Annotated in this window: 20 protein-coding genes; 8 read left to right on the top strand and 12 right to left on the bottom strand. The window is 70.0% G+C overall.

Going from position 1 to position 21,765, the window contains the following annotated elements:
• Positions 1–4 precede the first annotated feature (4 nt).
• Positions 5–751, top strand: coding sequence for a gamma-glutamyl-gamma-aminobutyrate hydrolase family protein (locus tag ACZ5CR_RS08805; protein WP_468855085.1), 747 nt, complete (start codon positions 5–7; stop codon positions 749–751).
• 273 nt (positions 752–1,024) lie between these two features.
• Here ACZ5CR_RS08805 and ACZ5CR_RS08800 read toward each other — a convergent pair whose 3' ends face one another.
• On the bottom strand, positions 1,025–1,975 hold the full coding sequence (locus ACZ5CR_RS08800; RefSeq protein ID WP_468855082.1) for a LysR family transcriptional regulator: 951 nt from the start codon (positions 1,973–1,975) through the stop codon (positions 1,025–1,027).
• 70 nt (positions 1,976–2,045) lie between these two features.
• Between ACZ5CR_RS08800 and ACZ5CR_RS08795 the strand changes: the two genes are divergently transcribed.
• Positions 2,046–3,182, top strand: a complete 1,137-nt coding sequence (locus ACZ5CR_RS08795) for a TDT family transporter (RefSeq protein WP_468855080.1) — start codon at positions 2,046–2,048, stop codon at positions 3,180–3,182.
• 142 nt (positions 3,183–3,324) lie between these two features.
• Here the strand turns inward: ACZ5CR_RS08795 and ACZ5CR_RS08790 are convergent, their stop codons facing one another.
• The 5 genes from ACZ5CR_RS08790 to ACZ5CR_RS08770 all read right to left on the bottom strand — a co-directional run bounded on the left by ACZ5CR_RS08790 (position 3,325) and on the right by ACZ5CR_RS08770 (position 9,683).
• Entirely contained in the window at positions 3,325–4,056 is a 732-nt protein-coding gene (locus ACZ5CR_RS08790; RefSeq protein WP_468855077.1) for a helical backbone metal receptor, read from the bottom strand.
• Positions 4,057–4,069: 13 nt separating this feature from the next.
• On the bottom strand, positions 4,070–4,654 hold the full coding sequence (locus tag ACZ5CR_RS08785; RefSeq protein ID WP_468855074.1) for a helix-turn-helix domain-containing protein: 585 nt from the start codon (positions 4,652–4,654) through the stop codon (positions 4,070–4,072).
• 105 nt (positions 4,655–4,759) lie between these two features.
• Positions 4,760–5,743, bottom strand: a complete 984-nt coding sequence (locus tag ACZ5CR_RS08780) for a hypothetical protein (RefSeq protein ID WP_468855071.1) — start codon at positions 5,741–5,743, stop codon at positions 4,760–4,762.
• 174 nt (positions 5,744–5,917) lie between these two features.
• Positions 5,918–8,530 carry an ABC transporter permease/substrate binding protein gene (locus ACZ5CR_RS08775; RefSeq protein WP_468855069.1) on the bottom strand — a complete coding sequence of 871 codons (2,613 nt, stop codon included), beginning with the start codon at positions 8,528–8,530 and terminating at the stop codon, positions 5,918–5,920.
• Entirely contained in the window at positions 8,523–9,683 is a 1,161-nt protein-coding gene (locus ACZ5CR_RS08770; RefSeq protein WP_468855066.1) for a quaternary amine ABC transporter ATP-binding protein, read from the bottom strand. Before ACZ5CR_RS08770 ends, ACZ5CR_RS08775 begins: the two co-directional genes overlap by 8 nt.
• A 321-nt stretch (positions 9,684–10,004) precedes the next feature.
• Here ACZ5CR_RS08770 and ACZ5CR_RS08765 point away from each other — a divergent pair, with 321 nt between their 5' ends.
• The 4 genes from ACZ5CR_RS08765 to ACZ5CR_RS08750 all read left to right on the top strand — a co-directional run bounded on the left by ACZ5CR_RS08765 (position 10,005) and on the right by ACZ5CR_RS08750 (position 13,534).
• A complete protein-coding gene (locus ACZ5CR_RS08765; RefSeq protein ID WP_468855516.1) occupies positions 10,005–10,910 on the top strand; it encodes a 5'-3' exonuclease in 906 nt (301 codons plus the stop codon).
• Between the two features lie 52 nt (positions 10,911–10,962).
• Positions 10,963–11,805 (top strand): siderophore-interacting protein, encoded by an 843-nt coding sequence (locus tag ACZ5CR_RS08760; RefSeq protein ID WP_468855064.1) that lies wholly within the window; start codon positions 10,963–10,965, stop codon positions 11,803–11,805.
• A 118-nt stretch (positions 11,806–11,923) separates the two neighbouring features.
• On the top strand, positions 11,924–12,520 hold the full coding sequence (locus tag ACZ5CR_RS08755) for a GNAT family N-acetyltransferase (RefSeq protein ID WP_468855061.1): 597 nt from the start codon (positions 11,924–11,926) through the stop codon (positions 12,518–12,520).
• A gap of 51 nt (positions 12,521–12,571) precedes the next feature.
• On the top strand, positions 12,572–13,534 hold the full coding sequence (locus tag ACZ5CR_RS08750; protein ID WP_468855060.1) for a pseudouridine synthase: 963 nt from the start codon (positions 12,572–12,574) through the stop codon (positions 13,532–13,534).
• Here ACZ5CR_RS08750 and ACZ5CR_RS08745 read toward each other — a convergent pair.
• The 5 genes from ACZ5CR_RS08745 to ACZ5CR_RS08725 all read right to left on the bottom strand — a co-directional run bounded on the left by ACZ5CR_RS08745 (position 13,528) and on the right by ACZ5CR_RS08725 (position 18,101).
• The gene (locus ACZ5CR_RS08745; protein WP_468855058.1) at positions 13,528–15,015 is read right to left on the bottom strand and encodes a cytochrome P450; all 1,488 of its coding nucleotides are present in this window, start codon (positions 15,013–15,015) and stop codon (positions 13,528–13,530) included. The two genes, ACZ5CR_RS08750 and ACZ5CR_RS08745, sit on opposite strands and share 7 nt — an antisense overlap.
• Positions 15,016–15,087: 72 nt before the next feature.
• On the bottom strand, positions 15,088–15,702 hold the full coding sequence (locus ACZ5CR_RS08740; RefSeq protein WP_468855056.1) for a GTP-binding protein: 615 nt from the start codon (positions 15,700–15,702) through the stop codon (positions 15,088–15,090).
• Positions 15,683–16,072, bottom strand: a complete 390-nt coding sequence (locus ACZ5CR_RS08735; protein WP_468855054.1) for a DUF742 domain-containing protein — start codon at positions 16,070–16,072, stop codon at positions 15,683–15,685. Before ACZ5CR_RS08735 ends, ACZ5CR_RS08740 begins: the two co-directional genes overlap by 20 nt.
• Entirely contained in the window at positions 16,069–16,476 is a 408-nt protein-coding gene (locus ACZ5CR_RS08730; RefSeq protein ID WP_389911852.1) for a roadblock/LC7 domain-containing protein, read from the bottom strand. The genes ACZ5CR_RS08735 and ACZ5CR_RS08730 overlap by 4 nt, the downstream gene beginning before the upstream one ends.
• On the bottom strand, positions 16,473–18,101 hold the full coding sequence (locus ACZ5CR_RS08725; RefSeq protein ID WP_468855053.1) for an ATP-binding protein: 1,629 nt from the start codon (positions 18,099–18,101) through the stop codon (positions 16,473–16,475). Before ACZ5CR_RS08725 ends, ACZ5CR_RS08730 begins: the two co-directional genes overlap by 4 nt.
• Before the next feature lie 491 nt (positions 18,102–18,592).
• Between ACZ5CR_RS08725 and ACZ5CR_RS08720 the strand changes: the two genes are divergently transcribed.
• Complete coding sequence (locus tag ACZ5CR_RS08720; RefSeq protein WP_468855051.1) at positions 18,593–19,723, top strand: LLM class flavin-dependent oxidoreductase; 1,131 nt, start codon at positions 18,593–18,595, stop codon at positions 19,721–19,723.
• 219 nt (positions 19,724–19,942) lie between these two features.
• On the opposite strand, the gene ACZ5CR_RS08715 is transcribed toward ACZ5CR_RS08720, so the two are convergent.
• A complete protein-coding gene (locus ACZ5CR_RS08715; RefSeq protein WP_468855049.1) occupies positions 19,943–20,968 on the bottom strand; it encodes a hypothetical protein in 1,026 nt (341 codons plus the stop codon).
• Positions 20,969–21,078: 110 nt separating this feature from the next.
• On the opposite strand from ACZ5CR_RS08715, the gene ACZ5CR_RS08710 reads away from it, so the two are divergent.
• The gene (locus ACZ5CR_RS08710; protein ID WP_468855047.1) at positions 21,079–21,726 is read left to right on the top strand and encodes a TetR/AcrR family transcriptional regulator; all 648 of its coding nucleotides are present in this window, start codon (positions 21,079–21,081) and stop codon (positions 21,724–21,726) included.
• The last annotated feature ends 39 nt before the right edge of the window (positions 21,727–21,765 follow it).

Below are 21,765 nucleotides of genomic sequence, written 5' to 3'. Positions count from 1 at the left end.
GAGGGTGAGCGAGACCACCGGCCGACGACCGCTGATCGGTGTCAGCACGTACCTGGAGTCGAAGGCGAGCTGGGGCGTGTGGGAGCTGCCCGCGGCACTGCTCCCCGTCGGCTACCCGCGCCTGGTACAGGCGGCGGGCGGCCTGGCCGCGATGCTTCCGCCGGACGATCCTTCGTACGCCGATGAGGTCGTCGCCCGTCTCGACGGCGTGGTCATCGCGGGTGGCCCGGACGTCGAGCCCGTCCGCTACGGCGCGGAGCGCGAAGAACGCACGGGCCCGCCGGCGCGGGAGCGGGACGCGTGGGAACTCGCCCTGATCGAGGCGGCGTTGTCGTCCGGCACGCCGCTCCTCGGCATCTGCCGCGGGATGCAGCTCCTGAACGTGGCCCTCGGCGGGACGCTGGTGCAGCACATGGAGGGGCATGTGGAGGCGGTGGGCGTCTTCGGGACGCACGAGGTGAAGCCGGTCCCGGGCACGCTGTACGAGTCCATCGCGCCGACCGCGTCGACTGTCCCCACCTATCACCACCAGGCGGTGGACCGCCTTGGCCAGGGCCTGGTGGTGTCGGCGTACGCGGAGGACGGGACGGTGGAGGCGGTGGAGTCGGTGGCGTCGGTGGATTCGGTGGAACGACCGTCCGGGAGCTGGGTCCTTGGCGTGCAGTGGCACCCGGAGATGGGTGAAGACCTCCGGGTGATGTCGGCCCTGGTCCGCGCGGCGAGGCCTTCGGCGGGCGGGGGGACTGCCTGAGCCTCGGCGATCCGCGCCCCGGGGCCGGCCCTCCGGCCGGGGGTACGCCTGAACCTCGACGGCACCGCACCCCGGAGCTTCGCCCTCCGGCCGCGGATACGGCACCACCACAGGCTCAAGCACCCCCAGGCATCCCCTCCCGACAGGGCCTCTCCCTCCCGCCTGATTGCCCCGCGGGGTAATCAGGGGTGGGAGAGTTCCACCAAGGCGGGAAAGCAGGCGCCGGAGCCCAGGCAGGCATTCCCCTCCCCGGGGAGGGGGAACCCGCCCCCGCTAGAGCGACCCCGCCCGAGTAAGCGACAGCAGATCCCGCGCAGGCCCGGTAGGCCGATGCCCCGTAGGCCACACCGCCCGAAGGGCCCGCCGCAGCCGAACCCCCTCCAGGGGAATCTCCACCAGGCGCCGGGCCGACAGCTCCTCGCCCACCGCGAGCTCACTCAGCACCGCGGGCCCGGCCCCGTTCACCGCCGACGCCTTCACCGCCGTGGTGGACGACAACTCGATCAGCGGGCGGGCGAGTCCGCCCAGAGCCGCGTCGAGGACCTGCCGGGTCCCTGAGCCCTCCTCCCGGAGAATCAGCGGCGTGGCCGCCAGCTCCGCCGCGCCCAGCGGCTTTCCGCGCCGGGCCCAGGCGTGGCCCGGCGCCGTGACGACGATCAGGCTGTCGTGGGCGATGACCGCCGAGTCCAGGCCGGTCGGCACCGCGAGCCCCTCGACGAAGCCGAGGTCCGCGTCGCCCGCGATGAGCCGCTCCGCGACCGCGGCCGAGTTGCCCGCCGTCAACGACACCGCCGTGTCCGGCCGCTGCGTCCGCAGCGCGATCAGCCAGCCCGGCAGCAGATACTCGGCGATCGTCATGCTCGCCGCGACCCGCAGCCGCGAGTCCCGCCGGTCGCGCAGCGCCTGCGCACCCGCGTCGAACGCCTCCGCCGCCTCCACGATCCGCCGCGCCCAGTCCGTGACGAGCGCCCCCGCGTCCGTGAGCTGCGAGCCGCGCGGCGACCGGTCGACGAGCGCGACCCCGAGCTGCCGCTCCATCGACCGGACGCGGCTGCTCGCGGCGGGCTGCGTGATGCCCAGCTCCTTCGCGGCCCGCCCCAGACTGCCGAGCCGCGCCACGGCGAGCAGCAGTTCGAGCGCACCGAGGTCCGGCACCCGGTGAGCGAGCGGCGCCGCGCCCGGCGACGTATCGGACACACCGGCGGAACCAGAAGACGTACCCATAAGCCCAGGTTATGCCCTCATACGAAGATGCCTCCTGGTGGGGTGCCCGCCGAACGGCGACCGTGGACTCATGGTCACCGTCGCCCACCCGCAGGCACCCCCGCACACCGCCGCCCCCACCACTCCTCGCACCGCTCCCGCCACCCGCCACCTCGGCCCGAACTGGTACGCCACCGTCATGGGCACGGCGATCATCGCCGGCGCGGGCGCGACCCTGCCGGTCCACATCCCAGGACTGCGGACCGCCTGCACCGCGGTCTGGGCGCTCTCCCTGATCATGCTGGTCGCGCTCATCGGCGCCCGGACCCTGCACTGGATCCACCACCGCGACCAGGCCCGCGCCCATCTCCTCGACCCGGCCGTCGCCCCCTTCTACGGCTGTCTCTCCATGGCCCTGCTCGCGGTCGGCGGCGGAGCCCTCCTCGTGGGCGAGGACTGGATCGGCACGAGCGCGGCGGTCGCACTGGACGCGGTGCTCTTCGTGGCCGGTACCGCCATCGGTCTCGCGGCCGCCGTCGCGATCCCGTACCTGATGGTGGTCAGGCACCGCACGGAGCCGGGCCAGGCATCGCCCGTCTGGCTGCTCCCCCTGGTGGCGCCCATGGTGTCCGCCGCACTCGGCCCCCTCCTGGTGCCCCATCTCCCGGCGGGTCAGGCCCAGGAGACACTCCTCTTCGCCTGCTTCGCGATGTTCGGCCTGAGCCTGCTCGCCACCCTGGTGATGCTGCCGCTGATCTTCGCCCGCCTGCTGACCGGCGGCCCGTTCCCACTGGCGCTCACACCGACGCTCTTCCTGGTGCTCGGCCCCCTCGGCCAGTCGACGACAGCCGTGAACAAGTTCGCGGACACCGCAGCGACAGGCGTCGTCCCGGCCCCGTACGACCAGGGCTTCGCCGTCTTCGCCGTGCTCTACGGCGTCCCGGTGATGGGCTTCGCCCTGCTGTGGCTCGCGCTCGCGGCCGCGATGGTGGTGCGGGCCCGACGCCGGGGCATGGGCTTCGCGATGACCTGGTGGGCGTTCACGTTCCCCGTCGGTACGTGCGTCACGGGCGCCGAGGGCCTGGGCAAGCACACCGGCCTCGCGGTCTACGACTGGCTGGCACTCGCCCTGTACGCCCTGTTGGTGACGGCCTGGGCGGTGGCGCTCACGCAGACTCTGCGCGGCGTGATCAGCGGCAAGCTGCTCGCGGCGCCTCAGCAGAAGTGACGTCCCCCGCGCCCAGGCCGTGACGGCGGCACCCCCTGCCACAGCGCACGCTCTGCGGACGACGCCCGCCAGAACTCACGACCACGCGCCCGACCCCGACCGGAGTCGGCCAGGCCGGACGAGGCGTCGGCGAATCAGCCGGTCACGGACGGGCCGCTCGCAGCGCCGCGCCGAGCAAGGCGGGCGCCTCGGCGAGCGACGGGCCGTACCACGTGAGGTGGCGGCCGCTGACGAGCGCCGACGGGGCGGTGAACTCCTCGGGGCCGTCCTCGCGGGTGAAGCGGTAGGGCTCGTCGGGCAGGACCATCACGTCCGGGGCGACGGAGCGCAACTCCTCGACCGGGATACGTGGATAGCGCTCCTCGTGCGTCGCGTACGCGTTGTCGACGCCGAGGCGCCGCAGCAGGTCCCCGGCGAACGTGTCGCGGCCCAGGACCATCCACGGGCGCCGCCAGACGGGAATCACCGCCGTCAACCGGTGCTCCGGCGAAGGGAGTTGACCCCATGCGGTCTCGGCCTCGTCGAGCCAGCCGGGCCGCCCCGCCCCGCAGGCGGCAAGCACCCGGGCCAGCTCGCGGAAGGCGCCGGGCAGATCGCGTACCTCCGTCACGAGCACCTCGACCCCCGCCGCCCGCAGCGCGGCGAGGTCCGGCTCGCGGTTCTCCTCCTCGTTGGCGATCACCAGGTCCGGCGCGAGGCCGATGATCCGGGGCACGTCAGGGTTCTTCGTGCCGCCGACGCGGACGACGCCGAGGTCGCCGAGGTCCTCCGGATGGCTGCACCACTCCGTGGCGCCCACCAGCGCTCCCGGCACACTGACGGCGACCGCCTCCGTCAACGAGGGCACCAGCGAGACGACCCGTACTCCAGCCACAGAGCAGTCCCCCTCAGCGCCGCGAGCCGTCCACCGCTTCGATGTGATCGCCGACGGCCACCACGAGCACCTGGCTGTCCGGCACGGTCGCCCGCCACCTGTGCCGCACCCCGCCCGTCAGATACAGGCTGTCGCCGCGCCCGAGCCGGTAGGCCCTGCCCTCCGCCTCGACCTCGACGGCGCCGCCGATCACGTACATCAACTCGTCGTTGCGGTGCTGGAACTCGCGTCCCTCGTCGTGGTCACCGGTGAACTCGATGGCGTGCAGCTGGTGGTGACCGCGCACCAGATTGCGTACGCGGGCGTCGAGCGACGAACCCTCGCCCGCGCCGTCGCCTTCGCCTTCACCGGCACGCATCAGGTCGACCGTGCACGCGGGATCCGCGGCGGCGAGCAGTTCGACGTCGGTCGTCAGAAGGGCGTCGGCGACACGCTGCAGGGAGCGGCTGCTGGGCCGCGCCCGCTCGTTCTCGACCTGGCTCAGAAAGGGCACCGAGAGACCGCTGCGCTCGGCCACCACGGCGAGTGTGAGCTCCAGCTGCCGGCGGCGGCGCCGCACGGCCGAGCCCACCCGGAGGGTTTCCTTCTGCTCGTCCATCGCCTCGGCTCCCTTCTGCGCGTCGGTCCACTCTCAACCCTGATGGGTTTTCTGCACCCTACGCATGTTCGCCAAACGGTTTCGCCCCGTTGCGCAGACCGCCTTCTACAGCTTGTGCCAGTAGACAAGCTGCCCCGCCTCTCCGGGGGCCGCTCCCTCCCCCGGTATGAACAGGCTGACCAGCAGGGCGGGCCTGCCCCGCGGGTCGGTGACGAGGGTCGCCGACGGATTGGCGAAGGCGCGGCTCCCGCCGTGCGTAGAGATGGCGAGCCGGTCGGCCCGGCCGCTCGCAGGGTCGTACGCGTACGTCCGCCAGCTCCCGAAGTCGCCCCGCGAGCGCTGTCCCTCCACGAGCAGCACCCGTTGCCCGTCGAGCTCCACCGGCGCACGGTCCCCGAGGTTCCCGCCGTTGCCCCACGCCTGAAGCGCCCGGTCGAGCCGCCGGTCCGGCGCCGCGTGCCAGTCGCGGAACCCGGTGAGGGTGGCGCGCAGCTGACGGTCGGTGTCGCAGTCCGCGCGGTAGTGCCCGGTCAGCTCGATCGTGTTCCCGCGTACGGCGGTGATGCTCGGCGTGCCCTCGGCGCACCGCGAGAGGGTGCGCGGCGCGTCGTAGGCACGCTCGGCGCGCCCGTGGAGCAGCGCCGCCTCGTCGCCGTACGCGCGTACGGCGATGTGGTTGCGCGGGTCCTTCTCGTACGCGAGGACGTATCCGCCGCGCCCGTCGTCGGCGAGCGACGCCTGGTGGGTGCCTGGCCCGAAGTCGTGGTGGCGGTGCCAGTGCCGCAGATCGGCGGAGGTGGCGACGGCGGCATGGAAGCGGCCGTCGTCCAGGAGGGTGTGGTAGACGGCGAGGTACGTGCCGTCGGGGGTCTGTGTGATCTGCGCGGCGTCCATGGTGCGGCCGGTGTCGTCCCGCGTGTCGTAGCGGTGGCCGTCGGCGGTGCGCACGTCGCCCGCGAGTTCGGCGAGACGCGCGGTGCCCGCGGAGGCCGGTGCGGGGCTCGCGTCGGCCAGGTGCGCCAGGAACAGGGCGGCGACGAGGGCGAGGGCCACGGTGAGGAGGAGGCGGGGCGTCGCATGGGCGTTCACGGAGGGGCACTTACGTTCGAGTGGCGGGAGGGTGCCCAGCCTAGGGAGCAGGGGTGTCCCCGGGAACGCCGCGAGGGGTGGGCTTCGCCACAAGGACGAGGCCCACCCCTCGGGGTGACTCAGCGAATCCAGCGAATCCAGCGGATTCAGCGGTGAAGAGTCAGGACTGCGGAACTATGACTGCGGAGTCATCTTCTGCTCGAAGCCCGGGTTCTTCTTCAGCCAGGCGTCGACGGCCTTGGGCTCATTGCCCTTGCCCGCCTTGTTGATCTCGTTCTCCAGGCTGGCCAGTTCCTTCTCGCTCATCTTGAAGTTCTTGAGCCACTTCGTGAGCTGCGGGTACTGCTTGGGGAACTCCTTGCTGGAGATCGTGCGGATCGTGTCGCCCTTGCCGAAGCCGACCTTGGGGTCCTTCAGCTTGGTGAGCTCGTACTCGTTGTACGCCCAGTGCGGCGACCAGAGCAGGACCGCGACCGGCTCCTTCTTGGCGTACGCCGACTTCAGCTCGGAGAGCATCGCGGGCGTCGAACCGGAGACGATCTTGTACTCCTTGTCCAGGCCGTAGCCCGGCAGGACCTTGTTCTTGAGCGCCGTCATCACGCCCGTGCCGGGCTCGATGCCGATGATCTTGCCCTTGAACTTGTCGCCCTTGCCCTTGAGGTCCTCGAGCGACTTCACGCCCTTGACGTAGGACGGGACGGCGATCTCCAGGGACGTCGGGCTGTACCAGGAGCCCAGGTCCTTGAGGTTCGCCTTGTTCTTGTCCCAGTACTGCTTCTGGGCCGTCGGCAGCCAGGCGTCGAGATCCAGGTCGAGGTCGCCCTGGGCGAGACCGGTGTAGACCGGGCCGACGTCGGACGGCTTCAGATTCATCTTGTAGCCGCGCTTCTCCAGGACACGCTTCCAGAGATTGGTGACGGCGATGTTCTCGTCCCACGCGAAGTACGCGGCGTTCAGCGGACGCTTCGCCTCGGCGGGAGTGGTGTTCTTCGGCAGCGGGGCCAGCTTGTCGACGACACCCGGGTTCTTCTTCAGCCAGGCGCGGACGGCTTCCTGCTGCTTGCCCTTACCCGCCTTGTTGATCTCCGCCTCAAGGTCCGTGAGCTGCTTCTCGCTCATCTTGAAGTCCTTGAGCCACTTGGCGACCTGGGGGTTCTCGTCGGAGAAGCCCTTTCGCGCGAGCGTGTGCACGCCGTCGCCCTTGCCCCAGGCACCCTTCGGGTCCTCGAGCTTCTTCAGCTTGAAGTCGCTGTAGGCCCAGTGCGGCGACCAGAGCGTGGTGACGATCGGTTCCTTCTTGGCGTACGCGCGCTTCAGCTCGGCCAGCATCGCCGGCGTGGAGCCGTCGACGACCTTGTACTCCTTGTCGAGGCCGTACTCCTTGAGGACCTTGTCCTTGAGCAGGCCCATCATGCCGGCGCTCGGCTCGATGCCGACGATCTTGCCCTTGAACTTGCCGCTCTTGCCCTTGAGGTCCTCGAGCGACTTCACGCCCTTCACGTACGAGGGCACGGAGAGTTCGAGCGAGGTCGGGCCGAACCACGAGCCCATGTCCTCGAGGTCCTTGCCGTACTTCTTCCAGTACGCGGCGTGCGTCGTCGGCAGCCAGGAGTCGGTCTGGAAGTCGATGCTGCCCTGCGAGAGCGAGGTGTACAGCGGACCGGCCTCGAGCTGCTTGGTCTGCGCCTTGAAGCCGCGCTGCTCCAGGATCTCCTTCCAGAGGAAGGTGGAGGCCACGCCCTCGTCCCAGGGGATGTAGCCGATGTTGACTTCCTTGCCCTGGCCGACGTTCTTCGAGTCCGCGGTGGTCTCGTCGGAAGCGGAGCCGCCGAAGACGCCCATGCCGCCCGCGACGAGCGCGAGGACGACCACACCGATGACCGCGACGGCGGCCTGCGGGCGGTAGGTGAAGATGTTCAGGCCCTGCGCGGCACGCAGCTTCGCGACGGCGCGACGGCCGAGCGGGGAGACCTGGCTACCGAGCGAGCTGGTCATCCGGTCCAGGTAGATCGCCAGGATGACGATCGCGACGCCCGCCTCGGAGCCGAGGCCGACGTTGAGCTGGCCGATGGCCTCGTTCACGTCGGCGCCGAGGCCCTCCGTGCCGACCATGCCCGCGATGGCGGCCATGGACAGACCCAGCATGATGACCTGGTTGACACCGGCCATGATCGTGGGAAGCGCGAGGGGCAGCTGGACGCGCAGCAGGATGTCGCGCGGCGTGGTGCCGAACGCGTCCGCGGCCTCGACCAGTTCCTTGTCGACCTGGCGGATGCCCAGCTCCGTCATACGGACGCCGGGGGCCAGGGCGAAGATCAGGGTGGCGACGATGCCCGCGGGGGCGCCCATCCCGAAGAAGAGGATGGCGGGGATGAGGTAGATCATCGCCGGCAGCGTCTGCATGAAGTCGAGGACCGGGCGGACGATGCCGCTGACGGTGCTCGACCGCGCCGCCCAGATGCCCACGGGCACGGAGATGAGCAGCGCGATGATCGTCGAGACGAGCACCAGGGCCAGCGTCATCATCGCGTGGTCCCACAGCTCCAGCGAGATGATGAACGCGAAGCCCGCGAACGTCAGCACACCGGCGATCGCGCCCCGCAGCCAGAACGCGATGACGGCGAAGATGCCCGCGAGGAGCAGCGGCTCGGGCGCCTGGAGCACGTCGGATATGCCGTCGTACGCGCCCTGGAAGACGGTCTGGAAGAAGTCGAACAGCCAGGCCATGTGGCTGAGCAGCCAGTCGACGCTGTCGTTGACCCACTCGCCGAAGGGAATCCTAGGCACCGCTGACCACCTTGCCCACGGCCTGTCCGCCGTTGTCCTGCGCCTTGTCGAGCGGGACAGCGTCGTCCTGCGACTCGTTCTCGGGGGTCATCGGCTCACCGAGCACCGCGAGCAACCGCGCCCGCGGCACGACTCCGGTGAGCTTGCCCTCGTCGTCGGTCACGGCGACGGGCACGTCACTGGTGGAGCACGGCGTGAACAGCTCGATGATCGGCGTCCCGGCCTTGACCGTGGCGGGGGCCTCGGACAGCACGTCCTGTGCGGTCTTCAGCTCCTTGCCGTCGGCCGTTCTGGTGCCGAACACGGTCTCGGGCTCGGCCATGATCGCGCCCGCCGTGAGGACACGGGAGCGGTCGACGTCCTGCGTGAACGCGGCGACGTAGTCGTTGGCCGGGGTGACAAGGATGTCCTCGGCGTTGCCGATCTGGACGATCTCGCCGTCGCGCATGACGGCGATCTGGTCGCCGAGGCGCATGGCCTCGTTCAGGTCGTGGGTGATGAAGACGATGGTCTTCTTCAGCCGCTTCTGGAGCTCGAGGAGCTGGTCCTGCATGTCACGGCGGATCAGCGGGTCGAGCGCGCTGAACGACTCGTCCATGAGGAGCAGGTCCGCGTCGGTCGCCAGCGCGCGGGCCAGGCCCACACGCTGCTGCATACCGCCGGACAGCTCGTCGGGCCAGGACTTCTCCCAGCCCTTGAGTCCCGCGAGTTCGAGCGCCACGGTGGCGCGCTCCTCGCGCTCGGCGCGCGGCACGCCCTGCACCTCGAGGCCGTAACCGGCGTTCTCCAGGACACTGCGGTGCGGGAAGAGCGCGAAGTGCTGGAAGACCATGCTGATCTTCTTGGAGCGCACCTCGCGCAGCTCACGCGCGCTCAGTCCGGTCAGGTCCTGACCTTCGAAGAGCACCTGCCCGGCCGTCGGCTCCGACAGGCCGTTGAGCATGCGCAGCAACGTGGACTTGCCGGATCCGGAGAGACCCATGACGACGAAGATCTGGCCCGGCTCGACCGTGAAGGAAGCGTCGATCACGGCCGCGGTGGTGCCTTCGGCGCGCAGCTCCTCTCGGTCGGTTCCGTGGCGGAGTTTCTCCACCGCGTCAGCGGGTCGTCTGCCGAATACCTTGTACAGGTGTTCGGCTTGCAGCCTGGACACATACACCTCTCGGGTTGAACCAAGACGGCCCGCCTCCCCCGCCGGCGGGCCGTGGAGCGACGCGGTTTCTGCCCGCTATTTACCCGGCGAAATAGTTGAATTCTCGACCGGAGGCGCTCCGGCTCGGCGCCTGCCCCGACTTACACAGAACAAACGCAAGAGTGATCCAGTTCACATCTTGTTCACTTCCGTCCCTCGGGACGCGCCACGATCAGGCCCCTCTCCACCGGGGCGGAAACAACACCTTGACGGAGCCGGAGCCGGTCCGCTGTCAGTGCCGTGCGGCATGATGCGAAGGTGACTCAGCGAACGCGACGGCTCATGCTGCTCGACACGGCGTCCCTGTACTACCGCGCCTATTTCGGGGTCCCCGACTCCGTCAAGGCCCCGGACGGCACACCGGTCAACGCGGTGCGCGGGCTGCTCGACTTCATCGCCCGGCTCGTCCAGGACCACCGCCCCGACGACCTGGTCGCCTGCATGGACGCGGACTGGCGCCCGCACTGGCGGGTCGAGCTGATCCCGTCGTACAAGGCGCATCGCGTCGCCGAGGAGGTCGAGCAGGGCCCGGACGCCGAGGAGACCCCGGACACCCTCGCGCCGCAGGTCCCCATCATCGAGGACGTCCTGGACGCGCTCGGCATCGCCCGCGTGGGCGTGCCGTCGTACGAGGCGGACGACGTCATCGGCACCTACGCAGGCCGTGCCACAGGCCCGGTCGACATCGTCACCGGCGACCGCGACCTCTATCAGCTGGTCGACGACGAGCGCGGCATCCGCGTCCTGTACCCCCTCAAGGGCGTCGGCTCCCTCCAGCTCACGGACGAGACCTGGCTCCGCGAGAAGTACGGAGTGGACGGCTCCGGCTATGTCGACCTGGCCCTGCTGCGCGGCGACCCGAGCGACGGCCTGCCCGGCGTGCCCGGCATTGGCGAGAAGACGGCAGCCAAGCTGCTCGACGCGTACGGAAATCTGGCCGGAATCATGGCCGCCGTGGACGACCCGAAGAGCAAGCTGACGCCCTCGCAGCGCAAGCGGCTCGACGAGTCCCGCGCTTATGTGGCCGTCGCGCCGACGGTGGTCCGCGTCGCGGGCGACGTACCGCTGCCGGACGTGGACCTCGCACTGCCGGGCGAGCCCCGTGATCCCGCGGCCCTGGACGAGCTGGCCGCCCGGTGGGGCCTGGGTGGGGCGCTGAAGCGGTTGCTCACGACTCTCCAGGACTGAAGTGCTAGCTTAGGTAAGCCTAAGCAACATTTGATCAGGGGAGGCCGCCACCATGGCAGAACGTCCGGCACGCAAGGCACAGAAGACCCACGTCGCACAGGTGGTGCGCACCGAGCGCCTCACCCCGCACATGCAGCGCGTGATCCTGGGCGGCGAGGGCCTCGCCGAGTTCACGGCGGGCGACTCCACCGATCACTACGTGAAGCTGCTCTTCGGCGTCGAGGGCGTGACCTACCCTGAGCCCTTCGACATCCAGCGGATCCGCGAGGAGTTCCCCCGCGACCAGTGGCCCGTGACGCGTACGTACACCGTGCGCTCCTGGGACCCGCAGTCCCGCGAGCTCGCCGTCGACTTCGTCGTCCACGGCGACGAGGGCCTGGCGGGACCGTGGGCCAAGAACGTCCAGCCGGGCGCCACGATCCACTTCCTCGGCCCGGGCGGCGGGTACGCCCCGGACGCCGAGGCCGACTGGCATCTGATCGCCGGTGACGAGAGCGCGCTGCCCGCGATCGCCGCAGCCCTCGAAGCACTGCCCGACGGCGCCAAGGCGTACGCCTTCGTGGAGGTCGCCGACGCGGACGAGGAGCAGAAGATCGACTCGGCCGCGGAGATCCAGTGGCTGCACCGCGGGCAGCGCCCCGTCGGTGAGGCGCTCGTCGATGCCGTACGCTCCCTCGACTTCCCGGCGGGCGACGTGCAGGCGTTCGTGCACGGCGAGGCCGGATTCGTGAAGGAGCTCCGCCGCCACCTCCGCATGGAGCGCCAGGTGCCCCGCGAGCGCCTCTCCATCTCCGGGTACTGGCGTCTTGGCCACAACGAGGACGGCTGGCAGGCGTCGAAGCGCGACTGGAACGCGCAGGTGGAGGCGGAGCAGGAGTCGGCGCCCTCCGCGTGACCCTGCGGGCAGCCCCGGCAGGGGCGCGGGGAACCGCGCGACAAGCCCCCACCAGCCCGCGGACGAGGTGGGACCAAAACCGGTTTCCCTCACTGTCGCGCGCTGGCACCATGCCCGGATGCCCTCCAAGATCTCTGACGTCGTTCCGGCAGGCGCCCTCGCCAGTAAGAAGCAGCCGACCATCCCCGTCCCCGGCGGTCTTGTCATCCGGCCCTGGTCGCCCGACGACGCGCCCGCCGTGTACGAGGCGTTCCAGGATCCGGTGATCCAGCGCTGGCACGCGCGCGTAGCCGATTCCGTCGACGAGGCCCGGGGCTGGATCGACGGCTGGCGTCAGGCCTGGCCCGAGGAGCGCGACGCGTACTGGGCCATCGCCGACGCCACGACGGACACGGTGGTGGGCCGGATCGCGCTGCGCCTCATCGCGCTCGGCGACGGCCAGGCCGAAGTCGCCTACTGGACCATGCCTTCTGCCCGCGGCCAGGGCATCGCCCCGCGCGCCCTGGCCGCGCTGAGCGACTGGGCCTTCGCCGAGGTGGGCCTGCACCGCCTCGAACTCACCCACGCCGTGGCCAACGAAGCCTCCTGCCGCGTCGCGCTCAAGACGGGCTTCGCGCCGGAGGGCACCAAGCGCAGCGCGGTCCTGCACGCGGACGGCTGGCACGACATGCATCTGCACGCCCGCGTGCATGGGGACCAGCCAGCACCCGCCTGACCTGGGGAAAACGGTAGGACGCCGCCGCGGGGCCCCGTATTCTTGCCCGTTGTGACCCGTAAGCCCCGCATCCCGCCCTCTCCCCTGCCGCAGCGGCGCGGCGTCGACCCCATGCGGGTCAAGCTCCCCGCCGACGGAGCCTGGACGACCGTACGGGACCATCTCGTCGAGCGGCTCAAGACCGGGCCCGGCGTGATCGATGCGATGCTGCGGGACGGGCTCGTCGTCGGGGCGGACGGGATTCCCGTGGCGCCGGACGCCCCCTATGTGCCCAGCGCCTTCGTGTGGTTCCACCGGGATCTGCCGGACGAGGTTCCGGTGCCGTACAGCATCGACGTGGTCTACCGCGACGAGCACATCGTCGTTGCCGACAAGCCCCATTTCCTGGCGACCACACCCCGTGGCAGCCACGTCGTCGAGACCGCGCTCGCCCGGCTCCGCAGAGATCTCGGCATCCCCGCGCTCGGCGCCGCGCACCGTCTCGACCGGCTCACCGCCGGGCTGATCCTCTTCACCGTGCGTCCCGAGGAACGCGGCGCGTACCAGACGCTGTTCGGCGAGCGGCGGGTGCGCAAGGAGTACGCGGCCGTGGCCGCCCACGACCCCGGAGTCGAACTCCCCCGCACCACGCGCAGCCACATCGTGAAGGAGCGCGGCATCATCGCCGCGTACGAAGTCCCCGATGCCGAGCCCAACAGCGAGACCCGCATCGAACTCACCGACCAGCAGGGCGAGTTGGCGCGCTTCCGGCTCATCCCGCACACCGGGCGCACCCACCAGCTGCGTGTCCATATGAACGCCCTGGGCCTGCCGATCCTCGGGGATCCGGTCTACCCGCTCGTGAGAGGGCCGGTGCCGCCGGACGACTTCCGGCGGCCCCTTCAACTCCTGGCCCGCGTACTGGAGTTCACCGACCCCGTCACGGGCGCCGACCATCGCTTCGTCAGCGCGCGCGAGTTGGGCGCCTGGGACTCGTACGACACCTGGGCGAACCCGTCAGCGGGCGGTCAGTAGCCCCGCCACCAGGTGACGAGCCGCCGCCACGCCCCTTGGCGCGGCACGGACGCCACCGGTGCGGCCTCCGGTACGGGCGGCGGTCCGGCGGGCGGCGGCACCGGCTGCGACGCCGCGTACGCGGGCCGCGGCGCCGGGGACGACACCTGCCAGTCGCCTCGCGCGTCGGGCACCCGCGCCATGGGCCGCGCCATCACGTCCTGCGGAGGCCGCGGCGCGAACTGCACCGGAAGCGCCACCAGGTGCCCGGAGAGAATCGACGAGGTCCACCTCAACTCGTGCTCCTCGACGGCGAGTTCCACGTCCGGGATGCGCATGAGCAGCGCGTCCACGCCGGTTTCGGCGATGGCACGGCCGATGTCCTGCCCCGGGCACTCGTGCGGTCCGCCGCCGAACGCCAGATGAGAGCGATTGCCCTGCATGTTGGCGGCGAGGTCAGGACGTACGACGGGGTCCACGTTGCCCGGTGCGATACCGAAGATCAGACCGTCGCCCGCCTTGATCTGCTGGCCGCCGAGCTCCGTGTCCTGCTTGGCGAAGTAGCCGACCATGGCACTGAACGGCGGCTCGTCCCACAGGGACTGCTCGACCGCCTCGGGGACCGTCATCTGACCGCCGCTGAGCTGGGCGCGGAAGCGCGGGTCGGTCAGGACCATGCGCAGGGCGTTCGCGATGAGATTGGCCGTCGCCTCGTACGAGGCGATGAGCACGAGCCGCAGGTGCGTGCCGACCTCCTCGTCGGTGAGCTGCTGGGGCTGCGCGATGAGGTTACTGGTGAAGTCCTCCTCGGCCTGCTCCCGGCGCCGCGCCACCTGGCGCATCAGCACCTCCATGATGTACGCGTTGCTGGCGATGGCGGTCTCGGTGCCCCGGAGCATGTCGCGGGCGGCCTGCACCATCCGCTCGTTGTACTCCTCGGGCATGCCCAGGACATGGCACATCACCATCATCGGCAGATGTTCGGCGAACTCGCTCACCAGGTCGGCCCTGCCGCGCTGGCAGAGGTCGTTGAGCAGGAGGTTGCTGTAGCGGTTGATGTAGCGGCGGATGCCCCGGTGGTCGAGGCCCGCCATGGCGCCGGTGACCGCGTCGCGCAGCCGCTGGTGCACGTCGCCCTCCACGAAACTGGCCATGGGCTGCCAGGCGATGACGGGGGCGAGCGGATGGTCGGCGCCCATGGAGCCGTCCTGGACGGCCCGCCACTGGCGCGAGTCGCGGGTGTACTGCGAGGGGGTGCGGATCATGTGGAGGTTCTCGCTGTGGCCGAGGACCGCCCAGATGGGGACGTCGTTGTGCAGCAGGGCCGGGGCCACCGCGCCGTGCTCGGCACGCAGCTTCTCGTACAGACCGCCGAGGTCGGTGTCCGCCTCGGGCCCGTAGAGCCGGCGCAGGCCACCGGGGCCGAGGCCGTGCGCGGGACAGCCGGACGGCGGCACGGCCGGGGAGTCCATGCCGGGGTCAGAGTGGGAAGGAGTCGTCACGTTCTTCGCTCCGGGGTTGCGGAAGAGATTCCGGATTTCGGAAGAGATTCCGGTTGCGGATGAGATGAGGCGTCAGACAGGGGCCACGGTCAGGGAGTGCAGGTACCGCATGAGGGTCAGCAGGGTGTCCCGGCTCGACGCCCGCTGCCGGGCGTCGCACTTCACCATCGGCACCGCCTCGTCGAGGTCGAGGGCACGGCGCAGCGCGTCCATCGGGTGGCTGGGCGCGTCGGGGAAGTCGTTGACGGCGACGACGAACGGCACGCCGCGCTCCTCGAGGCGGCCGATCACGTCGAAGCTGACTTCGAGACGGCGGGTGTCGATGAGGACGACGGCGCCGAGCGCCCCTTCGAAGAGGCCGTTCCACAGGAACCAGAAGCGCTCCTGGCCCGGGGTGCCGAACAGATAGAGCACCAGCTCTTCGGAGAGGCTGATCCGGCCGAAGTCCATCGCGACGGTGGTGGCCGTCTTGGTGTCGGAGCCGTAGTTGTCGTCGACGCCGATGCCGGCCTGGGTCATGGTCTCTTCGGTGGTCAGCGGACGGATCTCGCTGACCGAGCCGACCATCGTCGTCTTGCCGACCCCGAACCCGCCCACGATCACGACCTTCACGGCGGCCGTGGTCGTGTGCGGCAGTACCTCTTCGCTGCTGGGCCCGGTGATCGTGTCAGAGCTTTTGAAGTCCATGCATCACCGCTTCGAGGAGGGAACGGTCGGGGAGCGTGGAGCGGACGATCGGCTCCCGCGCCTGTACGAGTTCGCCCCCGAGCATCTTCGTCAGCAGAACGGTCACCACGCTGAACGGCAGCGCGAGATAGGCCGAGAGCTCGGCGACGGACAGCGGGGTCTTGCACAGCCGCAGGACGGAGGAGTGCTCCGGCTCGGCCGTGGGCGGCGCCTCGCCGTGCGCGACGATCAGCGTGACGAGGTCGAGCGGCGCCCTCTCCGTGTCCTCGCCGGTCAGGATGTAGAGCCGCTCGGGATTCTCCGGGCTGCGCCGTTCCCGTTGGGGAGGGTCGTCCCGGTGAGAGGGGTTCTCGCCTTCCGAAGGACTCATACGGCCTGCCCGTCACGCCGGGGCGGGCTCGTCAGATGGGCGCCGATCCGTACGACCAGGTCTCGCATCCGGTTGCCCACCAGGCCCGCGTCGACGGTCTCGTCGGCGAGCACGGCGAGGTAGGCACCGGCTCCCGCGGCCATCAGATAGAAGTAGCCGCCGTCGACCTCGATGATCACCATGCGCATCCCGCCGCCACTCTGCGGGATCTCGGTGGCCACCGCGGCCGCCAGGGACTGAAGACCCGCGCAGGCCGCGGCGAGACGGTCGGCGCCGTCGGGGTCACCGCCGTAGCGCGCGATGCGCAGGCCGTCCGCGGAGAGCACCACGATCTGCCGGGTCTGCGGCACCCCGTCGGCGAGTTCCTTGAGCATCCAGTCGAAATTGGCACGTTGCTGGATCACTTCCAGCCCCCCTCGTCGGCGTTGTCGGCGTTGCCGTGGTCGTTCTCGCTGTGCCCCTTGGGGAACAGCGGGTCATCGGTCGCGGAGTCGTCGCCGTTGACGCCTTTCATGAAGGCCTCGATCCAGAGACCGGGCTCCTTCTCCTCCTTCTTCGCCTGTTCGGGCACGACCGGCGCCGTCGGCTGCGGGGAGTACTGCGCGCGCTGCGCCGCGTACTTCTCGTCGGCGGCCTCCTGGGCGAGCCGCTCGCCCAGCGGGGTGCGGACCCGGCTGCGGCGCTGCGGAAGACCGTTCGACGTCCACTCGGTGACCTCCGGGATGTCGTCCTCCATGGCGGCGGTGAGCCCCTTGGAGATCGGCGGCCCTGCCGTCATCACGCGGGGCTTCTTGCGCCGGATGCCGTGGGCCTCCTGGATGGGCTGGCCCTCGGAGTTCACGCGGGGCACGGCGGAGGCGCCGATGCCGTGCGCGAGGCCGGGAGCGGGTCCGGTGGTGATCATCTCGCGCGGGACGATGAGCACCGCGCGGACACCGCCGTACGCGGACTGCCGCAGCGAGACCTGGAGGTTGTACATCTGCGAGAGCCGGCCCACGACGGCCATGCCGAGGCGGGGGCTCTCACCGAGGTCGTTCAGGTCGATGCCGGCCTGTGCCTGCGCGAGCATGCGCTCGGCCCGTGCCCGCGCCTCCTCGCTGAGGCTGACGCCGCCGTCCTCGATCTCGATGGCGATGCCTGTCTGCACCTCGACGGCGGTGACGTGCACGCGGGTCTGCGGCGGAGAGTAGCGGGTGGCGTTGTCGAGCAGCTCGGCACAGGCGTGGATGAGCGGTTCGACGGACGTGCCGCGGATGGCGACCTTGGCGATCGAGTGCAGGTCGACGCGCTGGTAATCCAGGATCCGGGACATGGCGCCGCGCAACACGCTGAACAGCGGTACGGGCTTGGGCCATTGGCGTCCCGGGCGGGCGCCGCCGAGCACGGTGATCGAGTCGGCGAGGCGGCCGATGAGGGCGGTGCCGTGGTCGATGCGGAGCAGGTCGTCGAAGACCTCGGGGTTACGGCCGTGGAACTCCTCCATCTCGCGCAGTTCCGCTGCCTGTTGGTGGACGATGGCCTGGACGCGCCGGGCGATGTTGACGAAGGAGCGCTGCGAGGACTCGCGCATCGCCTCTCCGGTGTCCAGGGTGTCCAGGACGTGGCGGAGCATCTGGCGCTGTGACTGCGGGAGTCCGGAGAAGGACTCGTCGCTGTCGACGAGGTTGCGGATCACTTCCGAGGGCGCCTCGCCCTGCCGGAGCCGGAAGACGGCCTCGGGAATGATCTCCCTGCCCAGGCGGATGGTCTCGTCGTCGTGGGACGCGATGCGCCGCTCCAGGAAGGCGATCCGTTGTGCGTACCGCGTGTGCGCCTCCCGGAGGGACCGGCCGCGGCGTACCGCTTCGGCGCCGACCGCGACGACCACGAGGGTCGCGATCGCGCCGCAACAGCCCACCGCGATGCGGGCGGGTTCCGTCACTGCCGCGACAGCGGCTCCGGTCGCCGCGGCCATCAGTATGGCGGGCAGCAACAGCACGCGTGCGTAAGGGACTTCTCGGCCACCGGGAGGCGATTGAACACTCACCATGTATGCCCTCTGAACACTTGTCTTGGGGGAAAGGAAGGGGGTTGATGCCGTGAAATGTGGGGATTGTAGGAAGGGTTGAGAGTGATGGACGTATCCGAACTTTCGAGAGATCTAGGAACAAACGCGCGAATCTATCGCAACTCGTTTCAACTCGCCGCGCTCCGGGCGAGCTTAGTCCGCCGAAAACAGCGCCGAGTCATATTCGGCAACCCTCTGCATCGGGCTCATCGACGGGCATACACTCGGCCCCATTTGCACGCCCGGCGACCAATCGAACACATGGAGTAATGACGTCGAACAGGCGGGAACAGCTGCGGGACGGCCGTGGTTGACGCCCTGTATGGACTGCTGTTCCACTGAGCGCATGCGCCCTCAGCTGCGTCTTGTCACCCGCGACCACATCGACTTCGGTCGCGTGTGGTCCGCGTCGTGTTGCTTCTGACTGCTTCCAAGTCAGCGCACACCACGACAAGTTGAGATGAGAATCCGCCATGCCCGTCGAGTTCCTCGGCATCGCCGCGACCAACGAAGGCTCCGAAGTCACCGCCCGCTCGGGCGTGTCCTTCGACAAGGACTACACACTCCGGCTCGCCCGGGCCCACGAGGATCACGGCTGGGACCGGGTCCTGTTCGCGTACGGATCGGGGTCCCCCGACCCCTCCCCCGCCGCCGCCTACATCGCGGCCCGCACGGACAAGCTCCAGATCCTGGTCGCGCACCGCCCGAACGTCTCGTACCCCACCTTCGCCGCGAAGACGTTCGCGACCCTGGACCGCATCAGCGACGGCCGGCTCGCGGTGCACTTCATCACGGGCGGCAACGACCACGAGCAGCAGCGCGAGGGTGACTTCCACACCAAGGACGAACGGTACGCGCGCACCCGCGAGGCCATCCAGATCATCAAGAAGGCGTGGACCTCGCACGAACCCTTCGACCACGAGGGTGCGCACTACCGCTTCAACGACTTCGTCAGCGACACCTTCCCGGTCCAACAGCCGCATCCGCGCGTCTCGTTCGGCGGCTCGTCACCCGCCGCGTACGCCGCCGGGGGCGCGGAGGCCGACATCTACTGCCTGTGGGGCGAGCCGCTCGCGCAGACCGCGGAGCAGATCGAGTCGGTGAAGGCGGCGGCGAAAGCGGCCGGGCGCACGGACGTCCCCAAGATCCAGGTGGCCTTCCGGCCGATCATCGCGCCGACCGAGGAACTGGCCTGGGAGAAGGCGCACGCGACGCTGGCCCGCATCAAGGCCCGCAAGGCGGGCGCGCCCCTGTCCCGCCGCCACCCGCTGACGAACCCCGAGAACTCAGGCTCCCAGCGCCTGCTCGCGGCGGCGGCCTCGGGAGAGCGCCACGACCGCGCGCTGTGGACCCCGACGGCCGCGGAAACGGGCGGCGCGGGCAACTCGACAGCCCTGGTGGGCACTCCGGAGACGGTCGCCCAGGCCCTCCTCGACTACTACGACCTGGGAGTGGAGATCCTCTCCGCCCGGGGCTACGACCTCCTGGACGACGCGATCGACTTCGGACGGCACGTGATCCCGATCGTGCGGGAAGAGGTCGCGAAGCGGGACGCCGAGCTGCCCAACCGGTCCGGCGCGTCTTTCAGCCCGTCCGCCGTCTGAGGACATGGGGTCTGAGGGCATGAGGTCTGAGGGCATGGGGTCTGAGGGCATGGGGTCTGAGGGCGTGGGGTCTCAGTAGTTCTCGCCGAAAAGGCAACGCCATGCCGTGCGGGAGGCACAGGGCGCGACGGTCGGCCTACCCGGCTCCGGGGACAAGCGCCTCGACCGGGGACTGGCCGCCGCTGTGTCCCGCCCCCCACGTCTTGATCCCCAGCGGACTCAGTCGCGGTAGTGGTCGGCGACCGCGGCGAAGGCGGCCTTGGGCTCCCAGGGCAGGTCGGGATAGGTGTCGCCGTGGCGGTCTTCGAGGATCTTGACGATGCCGAGGCTGGCGAGGTCGAGGTCGTCGCGAGGATCGCCGTCGGGGCGGTGGGGCAGGTTGTACAGCGCGAAGAGGAACACGAAGGCGCTGTCGACACCCTCGCTGTCGAAGATCTCCAGCAGTTCGCTCAGGTATGCCGCTTGGCCGGCCTCGTCGCGCTCGTATTCCCCGGTCAGCCGGAGCGGCGCCCCGGTGGCTTCGTCGGTTTCGAGGATTTCCATGCTGCGGGGTGCGACGTCACCCGCGCCGCGCCAGGTGGCGGTGCCGAAGCCAGTGATGGCAACCGGTTTGGGCTGTGCGACGAGGCTGCGCACGGCATCTCGGAATCGGTCGGCCACCTCCGCGGATCGGATGAGTTCGAAGGTCGTGAAGTCGAACAAGTCCCAGTCGACGGCTTCGAACTGGATGGCGGCGTAGGTGACCTTGCCGTGGAAGTGCTCGCGGACCACCGCCACGGCTTCGCGGAGGAAGATGTTGAGGCGGGTGCCGACTGCGGCGATTCTCTCGGGCCGAAGGGCCGGGTCGCTCAGCAGCCAGCCGATTCGCTCTTCGGTGCTTTCGCCTTCGAGGAACCCGTCGTTCATGACGCTCAGTTCAGCGCCGGTAACGAACACGACCTCGGCTCCCCGCGCCCGGAGCCGCTCGGCCCGCTCCGCGCAGTCAGCGATCAGGGTGAGGATCTCGTCGGTCGTCAGCTCCAGCGGGTACGGCGAGAACCAGATCTCCAGTCCGAGCTCGGCGGCGTGACGGGCGGCGAGCTCCAGACGGCCCGGGTCGCCGCCGGTGATGTGGACGGCGGTGCAGTGGAGATCATCGCGGATGATGGTCAGCTCCTTCTTGACCAGGTCGGGGTCGAAGTGCTCCCGGGAGCTGCTGCCGTCGCGGAGGAAGCCGGTGTCGTAGCAGATGCCTTTGGCTCGCATGGGTCTGACCTTTCTGTAGAGGGCCAGAGAGTAGAAGCAAATATTGCGTGCACGCAAGTTTTCGTGGAGGCAAGTTTGCGTGCACGCACTCAGGCTGGGACACTGCGAGGGTGACGACGAGGCGGACCGGGCTGCGCGAGGAGAAGAAGCAGGCCACCCGAGTGGCGTTGCGCGAGGCAGCACTTCGACTGGCCCTCAAGCACGGGCCCGACAACGTCCGCGTCGACGACATCGCCGAGGCGGCCGGGGTCTCGCCGAGGACCTACAACAACTACTTCTCCAGTCGCGAACAGGCGATCGTCGCCGCCGTCACCGCCGAACGGGAATCCCGGGTCGCCGCGGCCGTCGCAGCCGGGCCCGCCCACACTCGCCTCGCCGACGCCTTGGCCGAAGCGATCCTGGAGCAGTACACCGAACCGCGTGACCACGACGAGCTGCTGCTGATCACCGCCAGTCCCGCGCTGCGCGACACGTTCCTCAACACCGCGGCGGCGATCGAAGACCCCCTCGCCGCTGCGATCGACCAGCGCCTCGGCCGCACCGGCACGCTCGCCCCCCGCGTGCTCGCGGCGAGCGTGGCGGCTGCGGTTCGGGTCTCACTCCAGCAGTGGCTCCAACCTCCGGCCGCGCCCCTCACGACCGGCGGGCTCGTCGTGCCGTCCGGCTCGCTACCAGACCTGCTCCGCTCCGCGCTCGCCACACTCGAGCCCGCACTTGACGCCGCCGAGGAAGAGGCACAACAGCGCTTGCGCCAGTGAATCCGTTCCACCGGCGACTCCGACGCCGGGGCCGCCCCT

This window comes from Streptomyces sp. NPDC031274, assembly GCF_055570235.1.
The sequence above is the reverse complement of the archived record's forward strand: the minus strand, read 5'-3'. Positions and strand labels throughout refer to the sequence as shown.

Coding starts and splice junctions, on each gene's coding strand:
- ACZ5CR_RS08760 (WP_468855064.1), top strand. CDS start 10,963: ATGGCAGAACGTCCGGCACGCAAGGCACAGAAGACCCACGTCGCACAG.
- ACZ5CR_RS08735 (WP_468855054.1), bottom strand. CDS start 16,072: ATGAGTCCTTCGGAAGGCGAGAACCCCTCTCACCGGGACGACCCTCCC.
- ACZ5CR_RS08785 (WP_468855074.1), bottom strand. CDS start 4,654: ATGGACGAGCAGAAGGAAACCCTCCGGGTGGGCTCGGCCGTGCGGCGC.
- ACZ5CR_RS08795 (WP_468855080.1), top strand. CDS start 2,046: ATGGTCACCGTCGCCCACCCGCAGGCACCCCCGCACACCGCCGCCCCC.
- ACZ5CR_RS08720 (WP_468855051.1), top strand. CDS start 18,593: ATGCCCGTCGAGTTCCTCGGCATCGCCGCGACCAACGAAGGCTCCGAA.
- ACZ5CR_RS08740 (WP_468855056.1), bottom strand. CDS start 15,702: ATGGACTTCAAAAGCTCTGACACGATCACCGGGCCCAGCAGCGAAGAG.
- ACZ5CR_RS08715 (WP_468855049.1), bottom strand. CDS start 20,968: ATGCGAGCCAAAGGCATCTGCTACGACACCGGCTTCCTCCGCGACGGC.
- ACZ5CR_RS08765 (WP_468855516.1), top strand. CDS start 10,005: ATGCTGCTCGACACGGCGTCCCTGTACTACCGCGCCTATTTCGGGGTC.
- ACZ5CR_RS08800 (WP_468855082.1), bottom strand. CDS start 1,975: ATGGGTACGTCTTCTGGTTCCGCCGGTGTGTCCGATACGTCGCCGGGC.
- ACZ5CR_RS08755 (WP_468855061.1), top strand. CDS start 11,924: ATGCCCTCCAAGATCTCTGACGTCGTTCCGGCAGGCGCCCTCGCCAGT.
- ACZ5CR_RS08725 (WP_468855053.1), bottom strand. CDS start 18,101: ATGGTGAGTGTTCAATCGCCTCCCGGTGGCCGAGAAGTCCCTTACGCA.